This is a genomic window from Streptomyces sp. NPDC052052 (assembly GCF_040680455.1).
Taxonomy (GTDB): Bacteria; Actinomycetota; Actinomycetes; order Streptomycetales; family Streptomycetaceae; genus Streptomyces.
Genome location: NZ_JBFAWU010000019.1, coordinates 104,649 through 123,874, shown reverse-complemented (window position 1 = coordinate 123,874; position 19,226 = coordinate 104,649). Strand labels below are relative to the sequence as shown.

The 19,226-nt window shown below is 71.7% G+C and carries 17 protein-coding genes and 1 tRNA gene; 4 read left to right on the top strand and 14 right to left on the bottom strand.

Annotation, left to right across the window (positions count from 1 at the left end):
• Window positions 1-87 precede the first annotated feature (87 nt).
• The 5 genes from ehuA to AB0L71_RS22930 all read right to left on the bottom strand — a co-directional run bounded on the left by ehuA (window position 88) and on the right by AB0L71_RS22930 (window position 4,432).
• Entirely contained in the window at window positions 88-930 is an 843-nt protein-coding gene (ehuA, locus tag AB0L71_RS22950; protein ID WP_365246005.1) for an ectoine/hydroxyectoine ABC transporter ATP-binding protein EhuA, read from the bottom strand.
• Entirely contained in the window at window positions 920-1,561 is a 642-nt protein-coding gene (gene ehuD, locus AB0L71_RS22945; RefSeq protein ID WP_365246002.1) for an ectoine/hydroxyectoine ABC transporter permease subunit EhuD, read from the bottom strand. Before ehuD ends, ehuA begins: the two co-directional genes overlap by 11 nt.
• Window positions 1,558-2,298, bottom strand: a complete 741-nt coding sequence (gene ehuC / locus AB0L71_RS22940; RefSeq protein WP_365245999.1) for an ectoine/hydroxyectoine ABC transporter permease subunit EhuC — start codon at window positions 2,296-2,298, stop codon at window positions 1,558-1,560. Before ehuC ends, ehuD begins: the two co-directional genes overlap by 4 nt.
• A 19-nt stretch (window positions 2,299-2,317) precedes the next feature.
• The gene (gene ehuB / locus AB0L71_RS22935) at window positions 2,318-3,220 is read right to left on the bottom strand and encodes an ectoine/hydroxyectoine ABC transporter substrate-binding protein EhuB (protein ID WP_365245996.1); all 903 of its coding nucleotides are present in this window, start codon (window positions 3,218-3,220) and stop codon (window positions 2,318-2,320) included.
• Window positions 3,221-3,472: 252 nt separating this feature from the next.
• Entirely contained in the window at window positions 3,473-4,432 is a 960-nt protein-coding gene (locus AB0L71_RS22930; protein WP_365245993.1) for a D-2-hydroxyacid dehydrogenase, read from the bottom strand.
• Window positions 4,433-4,645: 213 nt separating this feature from the next.
• Here AB0L71_RS22930 and AB0L71_RS22925 point away from each other — a divergent pair, with 213 nt between their 5' ends.
• On the top strand, window positions 4,646-5,461 hold the full coding sequence (locus AB0L71_RS22925; RefSeq protein ID WP_365245990.1) for a decarboxylase: 816 nt from the start codon (window positions 4,646-4,648) through the stop codon (window positions 5,459-5,461).
• Window positions 5,462-5,611: 150 nt separating this feature from the next.
• The gene (locus tag AB0L71_RS22920) at window positions 5,612-6,709 is read left to right on the top strand and encodes an LLM class flavin-dependent oxidoreductase (protein WP_365245987.1); all 1,098 of its coding nucleotides are present in this window, start codon (window positions 5,612-5,614) and stop codon (window positions 6,707-6,709) included.
• A gap of 28 nt (window positions 6,710-6,737) precedes the next feature.
• Here AB0L71_RS22920 and AB0L71_RS22915 read toward each other — a convergent pair whose 3' ends face one another.
• On the bottom strand, window positions 6,738-8,552 hold the full coding sequence (locus AB0L71_RS22915) for an EAL domain-containing protein (RefSeq protein WP_365246083.1): 1,815 nt from the start codon (window positions 8,550-8,552) through the stop codon (window positions 6,738-6,740).
• Between the two features lie 409 nt (window positions 8,553-8,961).
• Here AB0L71_RS22915 and AB0L71_RS22910 point away from each other — a divergent pair, with 409 nt between their 5' ends.
• On the top strand, window positions 8,962-10,236 hold the full coding sequence (locus tag AB0L71_RS22910) for a M6 family metalloprotease domain-containing protein (RefSeq protein ID WP_365245984.1): 1,275 nt from the start codon (window positions 8,962-8,964) through the stop codon (window positions 10,234-10,236).
• Between the two features lie 101 nt (window positions 10,237-10,337).
• On the opposite strand, the gene AB0L71_RS22905 is transcribed toward AB0L71_RS22910, so the two are convergent.
• From AB0L71_RS22905 to AB0L71_RS22875, 7 genes are all read right to left on the bottom strand, one after another.
• Window positions 10,338-10,411: transfer RNA gene (locus tag AB0L71_RS22905), tRNA-Lys, on the bottom strand.
• The gene (locus AB0L71_RS22900) at window positions 10,402-11,106 is read right to left on the bottom strand and encodes a hypothetical protein (RefSeq protein WP_365245981.1); all 705 of its coding nucleotides are present in this window, start codon (window positions 11,104-11,106) and stop codon (window positions 10,402-10,404) included. The genes AB0L71_RS22905 and AB0L71_RS22900 overlap by 10 nt, the downstream gene beginning before the upstream one ends.
• A 194-nt stretch (window positions 11,107-11,300) precedes the next feature.
• On the bottom strand, window positions 11,301-11,642 hold the full coding sequence (locus AB0L71_RS22895; RefSeq protein ID WP_365245978.1) for a hypothetical protein: 342 nt from the start codon (window positions 11,640-11,642) through the stop codon (window positions 11,301-11,303).
• Window positions 11,643-11,730: 88 nt separating this feature from the next.
• Window positions 11,731-13,065 (bottom strand): AAA domain-containing protein, encoded by a 1,335-nt coding sequence (locus AB0L71_RS22890; protein WP_365245975.1) that lies wholly within the window; start codon window positions 13,063-13,065, stop codon window positions 11,731-11,733.
• Window positions 13,062-14,675, bottom strand: coding sequence for a hypothetical protein (locus AB0L71_RS22885; RefSeq protein ID WP_365245972.1), 1,614 nt, complete (start codon window positions 14,673-14,675; stop codon window positions 13,062-13,064). The genes AB0L71_RS22890 and AB0L71_RS22885 overlap by 4 nt, the downstream gene beginning before the upstream one ends.
• Complete coding sequence (locus AB0L71_RS22880) at window positions 14,666-15,850, bottom strand: hypothetical protein (RefSeq protein ID WP_365245969.1); 1,185 nt, start codon at window positions 15,848-15,850, stop codon at window positions 14,666-14,668. The genes AB0L71_RS22885 and AB0L71_RS22880 overlap by 10 nt, the downstream gene beginning before the upstream one ends.
• Window positions 15,735-16,808, bottom strand: a complete 1,074-nt coding sequence (locus tag AB0L71_RS22875) for a phosphatase PAP2 family protein (RefSeq protein WP_365246080.1) — start codon at window positions 16,806-16,808, stop codon at window positions 15,735-15,737. The genes AB0L71_RS22880 and AB0L71_RS22875 overlap by 116 nt, the downstream gene beginning before the upstream one ends.
• A 237-nt stretch (window positions 16,809-17,045) precedes the next feature.
• Between AB0L71_RS22875 and AB0L71_RS22870 the strand changes: the two genes are divergently transcribed.
• Complete coding sequence (locus AB0L71_RS22870) at window positions 17,046-17,642, top strand: histidine phosphatase family protein (RefSeq protein WP_365245966.1); 597 nt, start codon at window positions 17,046-17,048, stop codon at window positions 17,640-17,642.
• Between the two features lie 119 nt (window positions 17,643-17,761).
• Here the strand turns inward: AB0L71_RS22870 and AB0L71_RS22865 are convergent, their stop codons facing one another.
• Window positions 17,762-19,108 carry a tetratricopeptide repeat protein gene (locus AB0L71_RS22865; protein WP_365245963.1) on the bottom strand — a complete coding sequence of 449 codons (1,347 nt, stop codon included), beginning with the start codon at window positions 19,106-19,108 and terminating at the stop codon, window positions 17,762-17,764.
• Between the last annotated feature and the right edge of the window lie 118 nt (window positions 19,109-19,226).

The following is a 19,226-nucleotide window of genomic DNA, read 5'->3' as shown; positions in this document are numbered from 1 at the left end:
CACTTCACGGGGGTGCCCCGGCGCTGTCATCAGGAGCGCGCTCGTGCGGCATATGCCGTCGTCATACGTGAAGAAAGAGTGACGAGGTCACAGCACCGCGGCGAGGAACTCGCGGGTCCGTTCATGTGCGGGATCGGAGAAGATTTTTTCCGGTGAGCCCGATTCGATCACGTGTCCATTATCGAACATCAGTACCTTTTCTGATACGTCCCGGGCGAAGTTCATCTCGTGGGTGACGCAGAGCATGGTGATGTCGGTGTTCCTGGCGATGTCGCTCAGCAGCTCCAGCACACCCGCCACCAGTTCCGGGTCGAGCGCGGACGTCACCTCGTCCAGCAGCAGGATCTCCGGCTGCATCGCCAGTGCGCGGGCGATCGCCACGCGCTGCTGCTGGCCGCCGGAGAGCTGGGAGGGGTGGGCGTCGGCCTTCCCCGAGAGCCCCACCAGGTCGAGCAGGTCACGGGCACGGGACTCCGCCTCGTCCCGGTCCATGCCCAGCACGCTGACCGGGGCCTCGGTGATGTTCTGCAGCACCTTCATGTGAGGGAAGAGGTTGAACTGCTGGAAGACCATGCCGATCTTCTTCCGGGCCTCGCGCAGATGCCTCTCGGTCGCCGGCCGCAGTGAGCCGTCCGGTGCCTCGATGTGGGAGAGCGGGGCACCGTCCACCCGGATGACGCCGTCGCTGACCCTCTCCAGCGTCATCAGCAGCCGCAGGATGGTGGTCTTGCCCGAGCCGCTGGGCCCGATCAGGGTGACGTGTTCGCCGCGCCGCACCGAGAAGTCCAGCCGGTCGAGGACCACGTGGTCCCCGTACCGTTTCACCACCTTGTCGAAGAGGACCAGCGGGGGGCCCGCCGCAGGATCCGGGGCGGCGTCCTCGGGGGCGGCGGCCGCCGACGGGCGCAGGGGGAGGGGTTCAGTGGCCAAGGCGCTTCTCCAGCTTTCTCATCAGCAACGACGTGGGGTAGCTCGCGACCAGGAAGACCAGCCCGGCGAGCGTGAACGCCTCGGTGTACGCGAAGTGGTCGGCGCCGTACTTACGGGCCTCGAAGACCATCTCCTGCACCGTGATCACCGCCAGGAACGGGGTCTCCTTGAACATCGAGATCGCGTAGTTCCCGAGGGCGGGCAGCACCTTGCGCACGGCCTGCGGCAGGATCACCGCCTGCCAGGTGCGCCGCGGGGTGAGCGAGAGCGCCCGGCAGGCCTCCCACTGGCCCTTCGGTACGGCGTCGATCCCGGCGCGGTACACCTCGGAGGTGTAGGCGGCGTAGTGGACGCCCAGCACCGCGATACCGATCGTCAGCGGCTCCACCGAGGTGAACAGTGCCGCCGCGCCGACCAGTTGGACGAGCAGCGGGGTGGACCGGACGAACTCCGTCACGATCCCCACCGGCACCGTGACGAACCTGCTCGGGGCCCGTCCGGCGATGGCGACGGCGAGACCGAGGACCGCCGCGACGAGCGTGCCGAGCACGGTCGCGAGCAGGGTGACCTCGAAACCCCGCAGGAGCAGAGGAAGGGCGTCCGCGGCGGCGTTCCAGTCGAAGCCGTTCACCGGCCACCTCCGGCGGTCGGGGCGACGGCCGGTGCGGCGCTGCGCCCGCGCAGCAGTGATCCCGCACCGGTGGGCAGGCCGAGCCGTCGCTTGGCGCGGCGCTCCAGCAGATTCATCAACAGGGTCAGCGCGTAGGCCAGGACGAAGTAGACGACGAGCAGAGTCAGGTAGGCGGTGAGCGTCTCACCGGTACGGTCGCGCAGTTGCTGGATCACGGTCATCAGGTCGGCCGCGGAGATCAGCCACAGCAGAGGGGTGCATTTCAGCAGCTGGATCAGCAGGTTGGTGAAGGACGGGATCATCTGCACCCAGGCCTGCGGAAGGATCACCTTCCCTATCTGTTGCAACGGCGTCATGTTGAGCGCGACGGCGGCCTCGTACTGGGCGCGCGGCACGGAGTTGATCGCGCCGCGCACCACTTCGGCGCCGTACGCCCCGTAGTTGAGGCCGAACGCGATGACACCGCAGAGCAGCGGCGCCAGTTCGTACCCGGTCAGCGGCGGCATCGCGTAGTAGAGCCAGAACAGCTGGATGTACAGCGAGGTGCCGCGGAAGAACTCCACGACCACGCGGGACACACCCCGCAGTACCAGCAGCCGGCCGACCGACATCAGACCGAGGACGAAGGACAGGAGCAGAGCGAGCAGTGCGCCGAGGACGGTGGCCTGGAGCGTCACCCACAGCCCGGAGCGCAGTTGCGGCAGATCGTCGACGAAGGCGGAGAAGAAATCACTCATGCGGTGCGTCCCGTCCCGGTCAGCCCTTGCACAGATCGGCCGTCTTCAGGGTGGCCGGAGGGAGTTCGGTGGCCCCGAAGCCGTAGTCCCGGAGCAGGCTCACATAGCGGGAACGGTCCGAGACGATCTTCTTCAGCTCGCGGTTGAAGGCATCCCGCAGGTCCTCGTTTCCCTTGCGGAAGACGGCGCCGCCGGGGCTGTACTGCTTCCTTCCGTCGAGCTCCGGCAGGAAGGGCTCGGTGACCTCGGTGCCGGGGTTGGTCCTCGCCAGCCAGCGCAGCGAGATGCCGGTGAGCAGGAACGCGTCGATCCGGCCGCCCTTGACCGCGTCGGCGCCGTCCTGCGGCTTCTGCAGCGTCTTGATCCGGTCCGATGCGAGGCCGGCGCCCTCGGCGTACGAGCCCTCGACGGCCCCTGACATCACGCCGACGGTGATCCCGGCGGCCTTCGCCGACGCCAGGTCGGTGACCTTCTTCGGGTTGCCCTTCTTCACCATGAGTGCGGTCGGCGAGATGAACTCGGGCTCGGAGAACAGAGCGTTGGCGCAGCGTTCCGGAGTGATCGCCATGCCCGCGCTGACCACGTCGTACTTGCCCGCCTGCAGCCCGGGGATAAGGCCGTCCCACTCGGAGAGCGTGGGCCTGAGTTCACCGACGCCGAGCGCCTTGAAGATCTCCCGATGCAGGGTGGGGGCCTCGCCCTTGAGCCGCTTGCCCTCCAGATAGCCGTACGGGGCCTCGTTGGCATACGCGACCCGGACGAAGCCCTGGGTGCGGAGCTTGTCGAGGGCTCCCGCGCCGTCCGCTGAACCCGCGTCGGTCTTGCTGCATGCGGAGAGAAGTCCGGGAACGACGAGCAGACCACCCACGGCTGCCGATCGGTTGAGAAAGCCCCGGCGGGACGGGTTCGGGAAGTCAGCCATGGTTCGCAGTCTCCTGAAAGGGTCGAACAGTCCGGACAGGGGAAGCGCCTGCCCGATCCCGCGCGTCTATGCAGGAAGCGGCCGTCTGTGACCGAAGGGTGACCGGGGCGTGATGTTGCCGTGTCCGGTCGCGAGGCGGGCGAATCCCGGGGATCTGCTCGAACTGTCTTATTGAGGAGATGGTGTGACGGAACGTCAGTTACACATGTCGGTCCGAGTGATGGAACGCCCAGGGGCGCCGGTCCGTCGAGCTCACTCGCTCCGGTCCTGGACGAGGACGTACCCGCGCCGTTTGTCCACCACGTTCGGCAACGGCGCCCCGGCGACCCACTGTTCGTACATCTCCACGAACTGCTCGCCCAGTTGGTCCCGCCAGCCGGTCGTGGCGCCGCTCATGTGCGGTGACACGATCAGCTCCGGAACGTCCCAGAGCGGGCTCTGCGGCTCCAACGGCTCCTGCTCGAAGGCGTCGAGCGCCGCGCCCGCGATCCAGCGTCTGCGCAGGGCGGTTGCCAGATCGTCCTCGACGACCAGTGGGCCGCGCCCCACGTTGATGAAGTGGGCCGACGGCTGCATCAGCCCGAAGAAGCGCGCGTCGAACATGCCGCGGTTGGACTCCGTCAGCGGCGCCGCGCAGATCACCCAGTCGGCCATGGCGGCCAGTCGGTCCAGATCCGCCGCGCCGTGGATGGTGCGCCGCGCCCGGCGTCCCACCAGGGCCACCTGGACCCCGAGGGTGATCAGCAGCCGGGTGATCTCCCGCCCGATCGGGCCCGCGCCGACGACCACCGCGCGGCTGCCCGCGATCCGCGTGCTCTCCCGGTGCCGCCACTGCCGCCGGTGCTGGAACTCAAGCGTGCCCGGGAGATCCTTGGCGAACGCCAGCACCAGACCCGTCACGTACTCGGCGACGGGCCGCTCGAAGATGCCCCGCGCACGGGTGACCACCGTGTCGGAGCGCACCAGCTCCGGGCAGAGCAGCCGGTCCACGCCCGCGCTCGCCGTGTGTACCCATCCCGGGCGGGGCCCGTCGCCGGGCCAGGCGGCGCGTACCGCGTCGGAGGCGACGTCCCACACCAGCAGCACGTCGGCTTCCGGGAGTCGTGCGGCGAGTCCGGCCTCGTCCGTGTACCGGACACACGTCCGGCCGGTCAGCCGGCCGAGACGCGGCGACGGGGCGGTGTCCAGGACGAGCAGGGTGGGCGCTGGCATGAGAGACGATCGCTCCGCTGCGTCTGGGGTGGGCGGAATGTCCACGCTCGCACCCGTGCACACCTTCGTCAACAGGTCGCGGTGGGGGTGGCAGCGGATGGGGGAATACTGGAGGAAGCGGGCGAAAACGACCAAGGGGCGTTCCGCCTCCCCTGTATTCGTCCGGCTCCCGGACACCCGTCCGGTGGCCCCGCACGCACAGGAAGGGTGGACATGACGACCCTCGGTTTCCTCTACCCCGGCCACCATGTCGCGGAGGACGACTTCCCGCGGATGGAGATCCTGCTCGACGCCGTCAGACTGGTCGTGAATCACACCGAGGTCGACGAGGACGTCTACGAGACCGACGCGCTCGCCGAGACCGGCGCCCCCGGACGCCTGGCCACCGGGGTGGTGGGACTGCAGCGCGCCGGTGTCGAGTCCGTCGTGTGGGCCAGCAGTGGCGGCAGCTTTCTGCGCGGCTGGGAGGGCGCCCACGAACAGACGGCCGCGCTGGCCCGGGCGGTCGGCGTGCCCGCCTCCAGCACGTCCTTCGGCTTCGTGCACGCGGTGCAGGAACTGGAGGTGGCCCGGGTCGCCGTCGCCGCGACCTATCCCCGGCCCATCGCCGAGGCGTTCAGCGCCTTTCTCCGGTCCGCCGGCATCGAGGTGGCGGCCACCCACGCCGCAGGTCTCACCTCCGCCGCCCAGGCCGCCGCCTGGGACCTGGAGCAGCTGAAGGAGCTCGTCACCGCCGCGGACCGGCCGGAGGCCGAGGCGATGCTGGTGCCCGACACCGCCCTGCACACCGTCTCGCACGTGACCGAGCTGGAGGAGCTCCTCGGCAAACCGGTCCTCACCGGAAACCAGGTGACGGTCCGGGAGGGGCTGCGGCTGGCGGACCGCCGGTCCTGGTCCCCGAGGCTCGGCAGGATCTTCGCCGAGCGCGAGGCACCCCCGGCCCCGGTGGCCAGGTGGGGCGAGGGGCGGGCGTACGCGCACAGCGGGAAGAAGCCGTGGCACGGAAGGCAGATCCGCTCCGGCGAGTGAACCGGACCCTGCCAGGGGCGAGGGCGGGGGGTGGGTCGAGGGGTGTCGAGCAGGATCCGGGCCGTCGGCCGGAATAAACGGAGACAACCTCCCGTTAAGCCCCTTCGACGTACGAGGCGGACGCAGGAACATCACCGGAGAGGCCAGGACGTGGACGAGACGCGAGGCGACGAGATCCGTGGAAAGGCGGAGGGAACGGCCACCGTGCCGCTCTCCGTGCTGGACCTGGTGACGGTGGGCCAGGGCCGGACCGCCACACAGGCCCTGCGCACGAGCGTGGAGATCGCGCAACTTGCCGAGCGCCGCGGGTTCCACCGCTACTGGGTCGCCGAGCACCACTCGATGCCCGGGGTCGCCTCCTCCTCGCCCGCCGTGATCCTGGCCCACCTCGCCGCGTACACCGAGCGCATCAGGCTGGGCTCCGGCGGGGTGATGCTCCCCAACCACGCACCGCTCGTCATCGCCGAACAGTTCGGCACCCTCCAGGCCATGGCCCCCGCCCGCATCGACCTCGGTCTCGGCCGCGCCCCCGGTACCGACGGCGCGACGGCCGCCGCCCTGCGCCGGACGGACCGGCTGGGCGAAGGCGCCGAGGACTTCCCGCAGCAGCTCGCCGAGCTGACCCGGTTCCTGGACGACGACTTCCCCGACGGCCACCCCTACGCCCGCATCCACGCGGTTCCCGGCCCGGTCCAGGCCACCGCCGAGGGAGGCGTCCAGTCACCGGCCCGCCCGCCGATCTGGCTGCTGGGCTCCTCCGGCTTCAGCGCCCGGCTGGCCGGCACACTGGGGCTGCCGTTCGCCTTCGCCCACCACTTCTCGGCCCAGAACACGCTGCCCGCCCTCGACCTGTACCGGCAGTCGTTCCGGCCGTCCGCCGTGCTCGACGCCCCGTACGCGCTGATCGGCGTTTCGGCCCTGGCCGCCGACGACGCACGCGAGGCCCGGCGGCAGGTGCTCTCCGGTGCCCTGTCCATGGTCCGCCTGCGCACCGGGCGCCCCGGCCTGGTCCCCACGCCCGAGGAGGCGGAGGCCTACGCCTTCAGCCCGATGGAGCAGGAGTTCGTCGACAACTGGCTCGTCAACATCGTCCACGGCACCGCGGACGAGGTCCGGACCGGCCTCGACGACCTGGCCAAGCGCACCGGCGCCGACGAACTGATGATCACCGCCAACGCCCACGGCGGCGAGGCCCGGCTGCGCAGCTACGAACTGATCGCGGACACCTACGGGATGCCGACCGCCTGACCGGGGCCGCCGGTCCGCGCCACCGGGTTCAGACCTTGAGGCTGCCGCCACCGATCAGCTCGGCGATCCGCTCCGGCGCCACCGCCCGCGAGTACAGCCAGCCCTGCCCGGTGTCGCAGCCGATCCTGCGCAGCCGTTCCGCCTGGTCGACCGTCTCCACGCACTCCGCGGTGACGGTCAGACCCAGACGGTGCGCCAGTGCCACCATCGCCTCGACGATGGTCTCGTCGGCGGGGCTCGGCCGGTCGCCCTCCTCATAGCGGAAGCCGCGGACGAACGAGCCGTCCAGCTTCAGCACGGAGACCGGTAGCCGGCTCAGATAGGCGAGATTCGAATAGCCGGTCCCGAAGTCGTCGATGGCGATCCGTACGCCCATGTCGCTCAACGCCCGGAGGGCCTGGAGCGGGCGGCCCGCCGATCCCATCACGGCCGACTCGGTCAGCTCCAGCTGCAGCAGCCCGGGGTCAAGCCCGGTCTCGGCGAGGATCTCCGCGACATCGGTGACCAGGTCGGAGTCCCAGACCTGCCGTACGGCGACATTGACGCTGATGAACAGGGGCGGCTCGGACGGGTGGTCGAGCTGCCAGCGCCGGGCCTGCCGGCAGGCGGACCGCAGCACCCAGCGGCCGAGCTGGACGATCGAACCGTCCTCCTCGGCGATCGTGACGAACCGATTCGGCGAGAGCATGCCGAACTGCGGGTGGTTCCAGCGGACCAGCGCCTCGACCCCGCGTACGACTCCGTCGGCCATGCCGACCAGCGGCTGGTACTCGATGGTGAACTCCCCGCGTTCGACGGCGGGCCGCAGGTTGGAGGAGAGCGTCTGCCGGGTCATCCGATGGGCGTTGCGCTCCGGGTCGAAGACCGTCCAGCGCGCCTTGCCGTCGGCCTTCGCCCAGTACAGCGTGGTGTCGGCGGCCTGCATCAGACCGGTCGCCGTGGTGCCGTCCACCGGCCGCTCCACCACGCCGATCGAGGCCGAGACGGAGAGCCGCTGCCCGCCCAGGTCGAAGGGCTTCTGCAGCGCCGCGAGGACCTTGCGGGCCAGGTCGGTGAGCTGCTGCGTACCGGCGGAGTCCTCGACCAGGAGCGCGAACTCGTCGCCGCCCAGGCGCGCCACGAGATGGGGCCCGCGAGGGTGCGGGCCGCCGTCCTGTGCCGCGCAGTCGCTGAGCCGTGCGGCGACGGCGGCGAGCAGCCGGTCGCCGGTCCGGTGGCCCAGGGTGTCGTTGACGGCCTTGAAGCCGTCGAGGTCGAGGTAGCAGAGCCCGATCCGGCCGCGGTGCGGGGCGCTGCCGTTCCGGTACGGCGGGGTCTCCAGGGCGGCCGAGAGCCGTTCGAAGAACAGCGTCCGGTTGGGCAGCCGGGTCAGCGGGTCGTGCATCTGGAGGTGGCGCAGCCGCTTCTGCAGTGCGCGGCGGTCACTGATGTCCGTGATGGAGAGCAGCACCCGGCCGGGCTCCGGGGCGTCGGCCCGGCCGGCTTCGGGCCCGGGCATCGTCACGACGGTGATCTCGGCCCACAGCGCGCGCCCGTCGGGATGCTTGAGCCTGCGGGTGCAGCAGAACCGCGAGCGCCTGCGGTGCAGCACCTCGCGGTAGGCGCGCCAGGTGTGGTCGTCCGCCACGAGGTCGAGCAGATCGGCTGCCGACTGAGCGGTCAGGGCCGCGTCGGAGAGACCGAGGAGGCCGCCGAGGGCGTCGTTGGCGGCGACGACCAGGCCCTCGTGGTCGACGACGGCCATCGGGAGCGTGGCAGCGCGGAAGGCGGCCCGGTAGTCGTGGTGCTCGGACCGTTCGGTTCCGGCCGACGGCCACGCGTGGTGACGCTCCGTGATCGACAGTCCTGCGGAAGGGGCGGCTGCGCCCGCCGCGCGCCCCGGCCCTTCGGAGGTACCGCTCACCGCTCGCTCCCGCCGTGCAGTTCTGTCCTGAACAGGTGTGGCCGGACTGGCCCGCCGCGCGGGGCGCCGTCGTCGGAGGCGGTAACCACGCGGGAAAGCCTGGTGAAGCATAGAGGCTGGGGCGCGGGGCGTTCCAGCGCCGGGCCCTTCCGCGCCCCGCGTACGCCCCACTTGGGTCAGTCGCACATCGATCCGGTTTGCCCCTGGCTGATCGTTTGTGAGCGATTCGGCTCTCTCGCGGTATCCCAGTGAGCGATCATGACTGTCTGTGACGGCAAACGTCTCGATAGGTCGCTGACTCGACTGGGGCAGCCCAGCAGGACGAAAGCCGTAAATCATCACAGGGTGGATGGGTGACCGTATCCCGCACCCGGAGGTGGACGTGCCGCGTCAGCGCAGAGCCGGGGGAGTGGAGAGGCCGAGCCTGCGCGGTGTCGCGGCGGCGGTGACCTCCCTGCTGGCGCTCGCTGCCACCTCCTTGGTCACCGGGCCGGCCGCGGCGCTCACCAGCGAAGCGGGGCCGTGTGCGCTGCCCCGGACCGAGGTCCACCACTCGCTCGGCCTGGAGGACTGGAACGACGCCTATCTCCGCCCGGACCACTCGCTGGACGCGATCATGGTCTTCGTCTCCTTCCCGGACCACCGCCCCACCGCCACCCCCGGGGAACTCGTCGCCGACTACTTCCCCGCCACCACCCAGTTCTTCCAGCGCGCCTCGTACGGGAAGTTCACCCTGCGCCCGCACCCGCTGCAGCAGTGGATCCAGATGCCGAAGGCGTCCACCTGGTACGGCATACAGCGTGACTGGAACAACGAACGGCGCAGCGCCTATCTGCGCGACGCCATCGCGGTGGCCGATCCGGAGGTCGACTTCTCCCGTTTCGACATCGTCTACCTGGTCGCGGACCCGGACGCCCCCGGCGTCGACGCCGACGCCACCAAGGTCGTCAACTTCGACCGCCCGCTGCACGCCGACGGCACGGACATCCGGCGCATCGTCACCGTCTTCGAACAGCACCCGCCGGACCACAACGTCCTGGCCCACGAGACCGGGCACGTCTTCGACCTGCCGGACCTCTACCACCGGCCGTCCGACGGCAAGGGCGACTGGGACACCCATGTCGGCGACTGGGACGTCATGGGCAGCCAGTTCGGCCTCGCGCCGGATTTCTTCGGCTGGCACAAGTGGAAGGTGGGCTGGCTGGACCAGAGGCAGGTGGTGTGCGTCCAGCGCAGTCGGGACATCACCCTGGAGCCGATTTCCGCCGTGCCCGTCCCCGGGGCCTCCCTCGGCACCCGGCTCGCGGTGATCAGGACCGGTGAGGGAAGCGCCGTGGCCATCGAGGCCCGCAGCGCGACCGGCAACGACCGCACGACGTGCGCCGAGGGCATCCTGCTCTACCGGGTACGCAACGGAACCCCGTCGGGCGGTGGCCCGATCGAGGTCATCGACACCCATCCGCACTCCGACGCCTGCTGGGAGCGCTCCGTCTACCCTCCGCTCGCGGACGCCCCGCTGCGGGTCGGTGAGACGTACACCATCCCCGGCGCGCACGCCCGGGTCGAGGTTGCCGACCAGAAACCGTCGGGCGCCTGGACGGTCCGGATCGTCACGGGGGTGTGAGGCGCCGGCGCCGCGTCCCGAGGCGCACGCCCTCGGTGCACATGCCTTCCCGCGCACACGAAGAAGCCCCCTCGCGTATGCGAGAGGGCTTCTTCTGTCTGTGCGCCGCCAGGGACTCGAACCCCGGACCCGCTGATTAAGAGTCAGCTGCTCTAACCAACTGAGCTAGCGGCGCCTGCTGACGTCGTAGACATTAGCACCCTGATCGGCGGGAGGAAAAATCGAATCCTGGTCGGCCGGTGCGGGTGTCGACCGGGCGACCCGCACGCAGGCCCAGAGGAGCACGTCCGGACCCGGCAGCCAGGGGGCGCGGGTGTCGGGTGCGACCACCCAGCGCGGGCCCGGCGTGGAGGAAGTGCAGGTCAGCGGGGGTACGGTCACCGCGTCCCCGGTGCCGTGACAGAGCAGCGACGGAACCCTTCCGTCGCCCCGGTCCTGCCGCCGATCCGTGCCGCCCCGTGGTTCGAGACCGCCGCCCCACTCCTCCCAGTCGAGCAGCGACGGCAACCGCTGGGCGGTGCCGGGGGAGGCGAAGAGCAGCATCCGCCCGCGGTGGGTGGCGACGGGGCCGGAGCCGGGGCCGTCCGTCCACAGGTGCCCCAGCATCCGGCGCCCGAAGAGTGCGGGCACGTTCACCACGTCGAAGGCCGAACCGCACGGGAGGACCCCGGGCAAGGTGGGGTGGGACTCCCACTGGACCAGGGTGCTGCGCGGATAGGCCGTGGCGCCCGCGAGCCAGGCGGCGCCGGCCGCCGTGATCCGGGCGGTCCGGTTCGCCGCGCGGGCCTGCGGGAAGGAGCGGAGGCCGGTGCCGTGGTGGGGGGTGTCGCTGCGATGCAGGGTCGTCTCGTCTGGCAGCCGTGTGCTCATGGATCCATGTCTACCGGGCGTGACGGAGCGGATCCCGAGAGTTGCCGGAAAGCGGGACAGGGTGGGGCGCCGAGGAGTATTTTGCACCCCGGCATATGCCAATGGAGGTGCCCGGTGTCAGGAACCGACGAGACCGGCGCGATCGGCGGAACCGGGCGAACCCGCACGACGGTGGGAGGAGGCCGGTCCCGCGGTCAGGGCGTGTGACCGCCCAGCAGACTCCAGCCGAACTCGACCATCTTCTTCGCGTAGTCCTCGGTCCACTCCGCCCGCTCCGCGATGTCGGCGATCGTGAGCCGGTCGAACCGGCTCGGATCGGCGAGCTGGGCGGCAGCGATCGCCTGGAACTCCACCGCACGGTCGGTCGCGGCACGGAACGCCAGGGTCAGCTCGGTGGCGCGGCTCAGCAGCTCGCCCGGATCCTCCATCGACTCCAGGTCGAAGAAGTGCTCAGGATCGGCGACCGCGACCGACGGCTCGAAGAGCAGCGGCGCGGGACGCAGCCGCTGCTGCTCCTTCCGCTCGGGTTGTGCCATGTGGTGTGTCCTCCTTCGGTGGGCCCGACGGCCACCCTCCATTCTCCAACGTCGCGCAAGGGGACATCGCGGATCCCGGGACGGGGGCTCACGGCCGCCACGGCACCCGGTGCTCGTTCAGATGGGCCAGCACGGCATGGTTCGCCTCCCAGCCGTCCGGGAACTTGACGGTGACCCCCAACTGCACCGGCTCCGTCGACGGGTGCTCGTCCAGCAGGTCCGCGACGCCCGCCCGGCACACCACGATGCACGCATGGCGGTGGCGCGAGGCAAGGACGCACAAGCGGCCCGTCTCCAAGTGGAACGCCGTGGCGTCCGGGCGGCCGGACAGCGGGTGCAGGACCACCGTCACGTCGAACTCGCGGCCCTGGAGCCGGTTCGCCGTGTCCACCGCCACGCCTGTCACACCGAGCTCCGCGAGTGCCGCCCGTACCGCCGCCGCCTGGTCGCGGTGGGCGGTGCCGACCGCCACCCGGTCCGCCGTCACCGCGACCGGCTCCGGGGAGCGCTCGCTCGTCGCCGCGCCGCCCCGGTCCAGGAGCCGGCGGACGACCAACGCCACCGCCCGCACCGCCTCCGGATCGGTGCGCGGGGTGTGCCGGGCCGGGAGTTCGAGCAGACCCCAGCCGGACTCCGCGGCCTCGTCCAGCACCCGGTCGGGCGCCGAGCCGTCGGACGCGACGCCGAACGACAGCCGCCGGTCCCCGTGGTCCGTACCGCTGCGGAACGGGGTGTACGGGTAGAACGCGTCCGAGACGAGCGGCGCGGCGGAGGCGGGCAGCCGCCACGACACCGGCAGCCGGTGCTGCGGCAGTCCGGGATTGTGCGCGAGCAGGGTGGAGACCGCGCTCGCCGACGGGTCGTAGCTCAGCCCCGCCCACTGGTCCGCACCCACGATCGAGAACGGGTCCAACTGGCCCGGGTCACCGACGAACAGAGCCCGTTCGAAGAGACCGGCGACGGCCAGCAGCGCATCCGAACGCATCTGGTACGCCTCGTCGACGATCGCGTGGCCCCACGGCTCGACGTTCTTCACGTGCGCCCACTTGGCGGCCGTCGAGATGACGATGTCGAGGCCCGCGAGATCCGCGGCCTTGGCCGACTTCCGTACGTTGGCCAGGCCGTCCAGCACCGTGTCGTACGGATCGGAGTCGCTGCTGTGCAGCCGGCCGACCGGCAGCTCCGGGTCCTTCTCGGCCAGCCGCACCACCAGGTCGTCCACCTGTGCGTTGGTCTGCGCGACCACCATCAACGGGTGTCCTGCCGCGGCGAGTTCGCGTGCGGCGCGCACCACGAGCGTTGACTTCCCCGCGCCCGGCGGGGAGTCCACCACGATGCCGCGGGACCTGCCGCGCAGGGTGTCGGCGAGGATCGCGTCGGTCGCCTGCGCGGCCTGGGCGCCCGGGTCGAATACGGCCGTCACAGCAGGTCCTCCGGTGTCACGGGATCGGGGCTCTCGGCCCGCACGGCGGCGGAGCCCGGCGGGCCGCCGTGCGTCCAGGGCGTCTCCTCGGGATCCGGCAGCTTCGGACCGCCGCGCTGATCGTGCTCGAACAGGGTCCAGGCGATCCGGTCGCCCGGCTCGGGCACCGAACCCGGGGCCGGCTCCTTGCCGCGGCCCATCCGGTCGGTGATCCGCAGCACCAGCGAGGGCGCGCCCCCGTCGTCCGGCTCCGCCGTGTGACTCACGAACTCGGCGGTCTGCGGCCGGCCGTCCAACGAGCGGTACACCTTGGAGCGTTCGCCGAGATGCGGGCGCTCGTCGGTGCGGACCGTGACCAGCGGACGGGGGGAGGGGCGCTTGGAATCGCTGTACGCCATCACGACCTCCGTCACCTCGCCGACGAACGCCTCACCGGCCAGCCGCCGCCCGGCCAGCACCAGCGGATCGTCCAGCGCCTCCTGCGCGTCCAGCTGGGCCTGCGCCGTCTCGCGCGAGGCCAGCTTCTGCGCCGCCGTCACCGCGTCGTCCCGGCGCGGCTGCGGGGGCTCACCGGAACGCACCCGGTCCCGGTGGCCGGTGAACGACCAGCGGTCCCTGGTCCAGCGGTCCTCGGCCCGCGCCCCCTCGGGCAGCTCCTTCAGCAGATCGAGACCCCGCCACACCGCGTCCCAGGTCGGCCGCATCACCCGGGCCAGCAGGGCCCCGATCTCCCGCTCGGCGGCGGACAGTGCGGCGAGCCGGGTGTCGGCCGTCGGACCGTCCTCGGCCGTCGCGAGCGCGGTGCGCGCCCGGTCGTACTTTTCGATGGCGGGCGCCAGCAGCTTGTTGTCGAACGCCGGGTCGGTGGCCGGACCGGCGGGCGGGCACCACAGCTGCCCCTCGCCGTCCCGCTCCAGCTCCGCACGGAGCGCGGCCAGGTCCCCGCGACCGCCCGGCGGGGTGTCGATCCAGGCCAGCAGCGCACCCAGGTGCTGGTCCTCCAGACTGCTCTGCCCGGTCGCCCAGTGCCGGTTCAGCAGATCGGTCGCGGCCAGCAGGAGCGAGGAGCCCGGCACCCTGGAGCGTTCCCCGTAGTGCGTCAGCCAGCGGCCCAGCAACGGAACGCGGGCCGGGGCGGGATACGGGGTGTCGGGATCGTCCTCGGCCGTCCGCCGGAACCGCATGGAGCGGCCGAGCAGTCGTACGAGCTCGATGCCCGCCCGGCTCGGCACGATCAACTGCGGCGCGTCCGCGCACAGGTCTACCTCGACCTTGACCTTCTTGCCGGTCTCCGGATCGGTCTCGTTCCGCTCGGCGGGCTCGACGACGTCCTCGTACGCCTCGATGTGCGGCAGCACCTGCTCGGCCAGCTCGGCCAGGAACGCGAAGCGCAGATCCCGGTCGCGCGGCTGCGGCACCGTCAGCAGACGCGGCGCGTCCCGGTCGGTCCCGACGAGCGCGCCCAGCGGTGCGCCCGCCTCACCGGCCGTGGTCAGGGGCACCAGGACGAGCGGCCGGTCGGTGAGATGGCGGTGCAGGACCGTCGTCAACGGCTGCGCGCGCCCGCTCTCCACGGCCTCCAGCCGGGCCAGGGTGCTGATCAGCGACATGCCGCTCCGCCCTCCAACGCCTCGGCGCGCAGCGCCGCCGCACACCGCAGGGCCGCTACCGTCGGATCCGTCGGGTCGCCCTCCTTGCCCGCGGCCGCGGCCAGGACCGCCCGCACCGTCGTCAGCCCGCCGAGCTCGCCCCGCACGCTCCGCCCCAGCGCCTCCACCGCGTCGGCCGCGCGGGCCTTCGCCCGGCAGTGGAAGGCCAGCTCGCAGGCGGCCAGGCACTCCGGGGCGTACGCCGCGGCGACCGACTCGACCGCGGCGTCCAGCTGCTGCCGGGAGCACCCCGGATCGAAGGTGGTGCCCTCGGGCAGGGCCGCCGCGATCTCCTCGAACCGGGTCAGCCTGGCCAGCTGGCGCCGGGTGACCGCACGCTGTTTGCGTACGTCGACGACCGAGGCGGTGGGCAGGTTGGAGAAGTCCTTCGGGCAGACCAGCAGCACACGGTGGTCCACCGCCGCGCCCTCGGTCAGCTCCGCGATGCGTTCCAGTGCCAGGACGTAGACGGCGGACTGCCGGGCCGCCGCACCGACCTTCGCCGCGTCGGCGGAGCCGTCGATCATGGGGAAGGACTTGATCTCCACAACCGTCCAGGTGCCGTCGGGGTGCACCGCCACCGCGTCCGGCTCCAGATAGGCGGGAGATCCCGCCACCTCCAGCGCCAGCATCGGGTGGTCCAGCAGGGCCCAGCCGCCCGCCCCGGTCGCCTCCCGCAGCGCCAGCGCCGTACGGGCCGCGCGGCCCTCGGGGCCGGCCGCGGTCAGATCGGGCACCACGACCTCGCGCGGAGCCTCGCCGCCGCCGAGGCGCTCGCACAGCAGCCGCATCAGCTCCGTACCGCCGTCGGCCTTCACCCTGGCCTCGAAGGCGTTGCCCCGGACGAGAGCGAACTGGGACTGGCCGAAGGGAGCCGGTGAACCGAGCGCGTCGGCCAGCTTGGCCTTGTCCACCCCGGCCCCGTCCAGCAGGGCGCGGCGCCGGCAGCCCGGATTGGCGGCGAGGGCGGCCAGTGCGCGGGCGTCCAGCGGACGCGGCGGAACGGCCGGGCCCCGCAGCTCAGCGATCCGCCGGCGCAGTGCCGTCCCCCGCTGCTCCCGCTCCTGCGGGGGCAACGGCTTCGGCCCGGGGTGCCCGGTCTGCCGGGGCGTCTGCGTCGGCCGATGGCGCGGCATGGGGGGAGTCTGCGGAGGTGGTCCGCTGGCCAGGGATTCGCTCACCCGCCGAAGTCTTGCATCCGGCACCGACAACCGGGGACGTCACGGCCGCGGTGTCACCAGTGACCGGGGATGTCACGACCGCGGTCTCACCGTCGGCCGGGGACGCTGTGACCCCGGCGAACCGCGGGAAGCGGTCCGCGACCCGGCTCCTGACCCGGTCGGCGATGCGCAGCACCGGCCTCGCCAGCAGCGCCCCGACCCCCATCACGGCAGCGCCCGCGACGGCGTCGAGGAAGTAGTGGTTGGCCGTACCCATCACCACCAACGTGGTGACCAGGGGGTAGAGGACCCCCAGGGCCCGGACGAGCGGGTGCCGCGCGTGGCGCCATATCAGGATTCCGCACCAGAGCGCCCAGCCGACGTGCAGGCTCGGCATCGCCGCGTACTGGTTCGTCATACCGCCCATGCCCCGCGGGGCGCTCGCCTCGGTGCCCCACCAGCCGTACGAGCTGTACTGCGCCATCGTGTCGACGAAACCGTGGGCGGCGTCGAGCAGCCGGGGCGGGCAGGTCGGCATCAGTGTGAAGCCGATCAGGCCGAACAGCGTCGAGGTCATCAGCCAGGTGCGGGCCCTGCGGTACACCGCCTTGTGACGGCGGAACAGCCATATGAGAACGACCGGGGTTATCACGTAGTGCAACGTCGCGTACACGAAGTCGGCGGGTATGCCGAGCGAGGAGCGGGCGGTCAGCAGCCGGTTGAGCGGGTGCTCGAAGTTGATGCGGAGCACCTTCTCCAGATGCAGTATGCGCAGACCGTGGTCGACGGCCGTGGACACATCCCCCCGCGCCACCAGCCGGCCCGCCGAGTAGGCTCCGTACACCAGAGCCAGCAGCGGCAGCTCGGTCCACCAACGGGGCTGCGAGACCGGCACAGGTGCGGTGCTGGCTGACTGCATCCGGAAGCTCTCCATCATGTGTGCGTGCGGCGACGGCGGGCGTTCAACCGTACGGCGCGGGTCGGTGGTCGTTTTCCCCGGGGTTCCCAGGACGGATGCCCCAGGTATGCGGACTTCTCCGCTCAGGGAGGGACGCGGGTCCCGGCCCCGGGGTTGCTTCCGGCAGGCGTGCGCGATGATGGGAAAACCGGAAGATCTGATTCGTGTTTTGTTGATCTCCGTCCTCCGACCTCAGTTTCAGGGAGAGCCGTCATGGCACCGCGTATCCTGCTCGCCCGGCACGGCCAGACGGAATGGTCGGTCAAGGGCAATCACACCGGCAGGACGGACATCCCCCTGCTCGACAGCGGCCGGGCGGGTGCCAAGCTCCTCGGCGAGCGGCTGCACCGCAGGCCGTGGGCGGACCTGCCGGGTCTGGAGGTCCGCACCAGCCCGCTGCTCCGGGCCAAGGAGACCTGCGACATCGCGGGCTTCGCGGACCGGGCCGAACCGTGGGACGCGCTGCTGGAGTGGGACTACGGGGCGTACGAGGGGATGACGCCGGCCCAGATAAAGGCGATCCGCCCGGACTGGTTCATCTGGCGCGACGGGGTGCCCCAGGGGGAGACCCTGGCCGAGCTGTCCGCCCGTGCCGACGAGATCGTCGCGTGGGCGCGCTCGGCCGAGCGCGATGTCCTGGTCTTCGCCCACGGCCACATCCTGCGGGCGCTGGGGGCGCGGTGGCTGGGCGAGGACGTGTCGTTCGCGGCGCGCATCCGACTCGATCCGACCTCGCTCTCGGTGCTGGGGTGGGCGTACGGAGCACCCGCGATGGAACGCTGGAACGACACGGGCCACCTGGAGCGCTGAGCCGGGTCCGGCAGAGGATCCCGGCGGCACCGATCATCCCGCGGCAGGGTGCGGCACCGGACGCGCGAGCCCGGCGGCACCGGATCATCCGGGGGCGCGGGCTGCCCGTTCCGCGCCGGCTACCCCTTCGACACCTCGGCGTACCTGTCCAGGAATCCCCGCACCTCCTGCGCGGCCCGCTGCGGGGACAGCGCCTCCGCCGCCGCTGCGAGCATGGCCCGGATCCGGGACGACTGGACCTGGTTCAGCAGGTCCAGCACCTGATGGCCCGCCCCCGCCGCCTCCGCCGACCGGCCGGCCCGGACCAGATCCCAGGCCAGCTCGGCCCGGTACAGCGCCAGGTTCCGGGTGAAGTGCGGGTCCTGGAGGCGGGTCGCCCGCAGAGCGTGGCGGGCCGCCCGGGACCAGTCGCCCATCGCCGACCAGCACTGGGCCTCCAGCATCTCCAGCTCCGCCTCCCGGAAGAAGGACATCCATTCCGGATCGGCGTCGGCCGGACCGCGTCCGAACGCCGTGTGCGCCCGTCCGATCGCCCGTTCGCAGCCCGTGCGGTCCCCGAGCCCGGCCCGGCCCCCGGCCTCCCGCAGGGCCAGCAGCGCCAGCAGCCGGGGTGAGCCCAGCGGCTGCGCCGCCCGCTGCCCGGCCTCGGCCGCGCGCACCGACTCACGGGGCCGCCCCATGTCTCTGGCCAGGAACGACGCATTGCAGAACGCATGTGCCTCGAGCGCCCCGTCACCGGCCACCCGCGCCGTGGCCAGGGCCTCCGCATAGTGCGAGCGGGCGTCCTCGAACCGGCCCGAGTCATGGGCCAGCCAGCCCACCGAGATGGCCAGTTCGCCCGCCCCGGTGTGCAGCCGGTCGGCGGTGGAGCGCTTGGCCGCGGTCCCGGAGTCGAGCAGCGCGTACGCCGCCCGCAGCGGCTGGGACGCCCTGCGGTACAGACCGTCGCCGCCGTGCCGGTCGTCGAGCAGCCGGATCTCCCGCACCGCCTTCTCGACGGCGGTCACCTCGGCCTCGCCGACCCGGTGCCGGGCGGACGGGACAGCGGCGGCGGATGTGCCGCCGAGACCGAGTCCCAGGGTTGCGGCGGCCACCGCGGTGGTGCCGTTCGTCATGAATGCGCGACGCAGCACGTCGCTCTCCTCGTCGGTCTGGCTGTGGAGCGTGGGGGGCGGTGGGGGTTCGGCGTCGGACCGGCCTCCCCGCCCGCGTACCGTTTCGCGCGGTGAGAAGCCCAGATCCGCCAGGGTGGCACCGGGGAACATGTGCAGAAAGACCCGCTCGTACGCGTAGTTGGGGCAACGGATCTCGCCGGACTCCACACGTCCGATGTACCGGGCGTCGCACGAGACCTGCTCGCCGATCTCGCGGGCGGACCTGCGTACCGCGGCCGCGAACTCCCCGGCCGAGCGCGGTCCGCGCAGCCGCCGGAAGGCGAGGTTGGGAACTACCCCTGTCGACACCATGGCTGAGCCCTCTCCGGTGCAGCCGGGTTCCAGGTTCCGGTTCCCGGCGGAGCAAGAACGTACCGGCTGCGGCACCCTGCGCACACGGCGTTTGCTGACAAAAGCAGACTTCTCACCC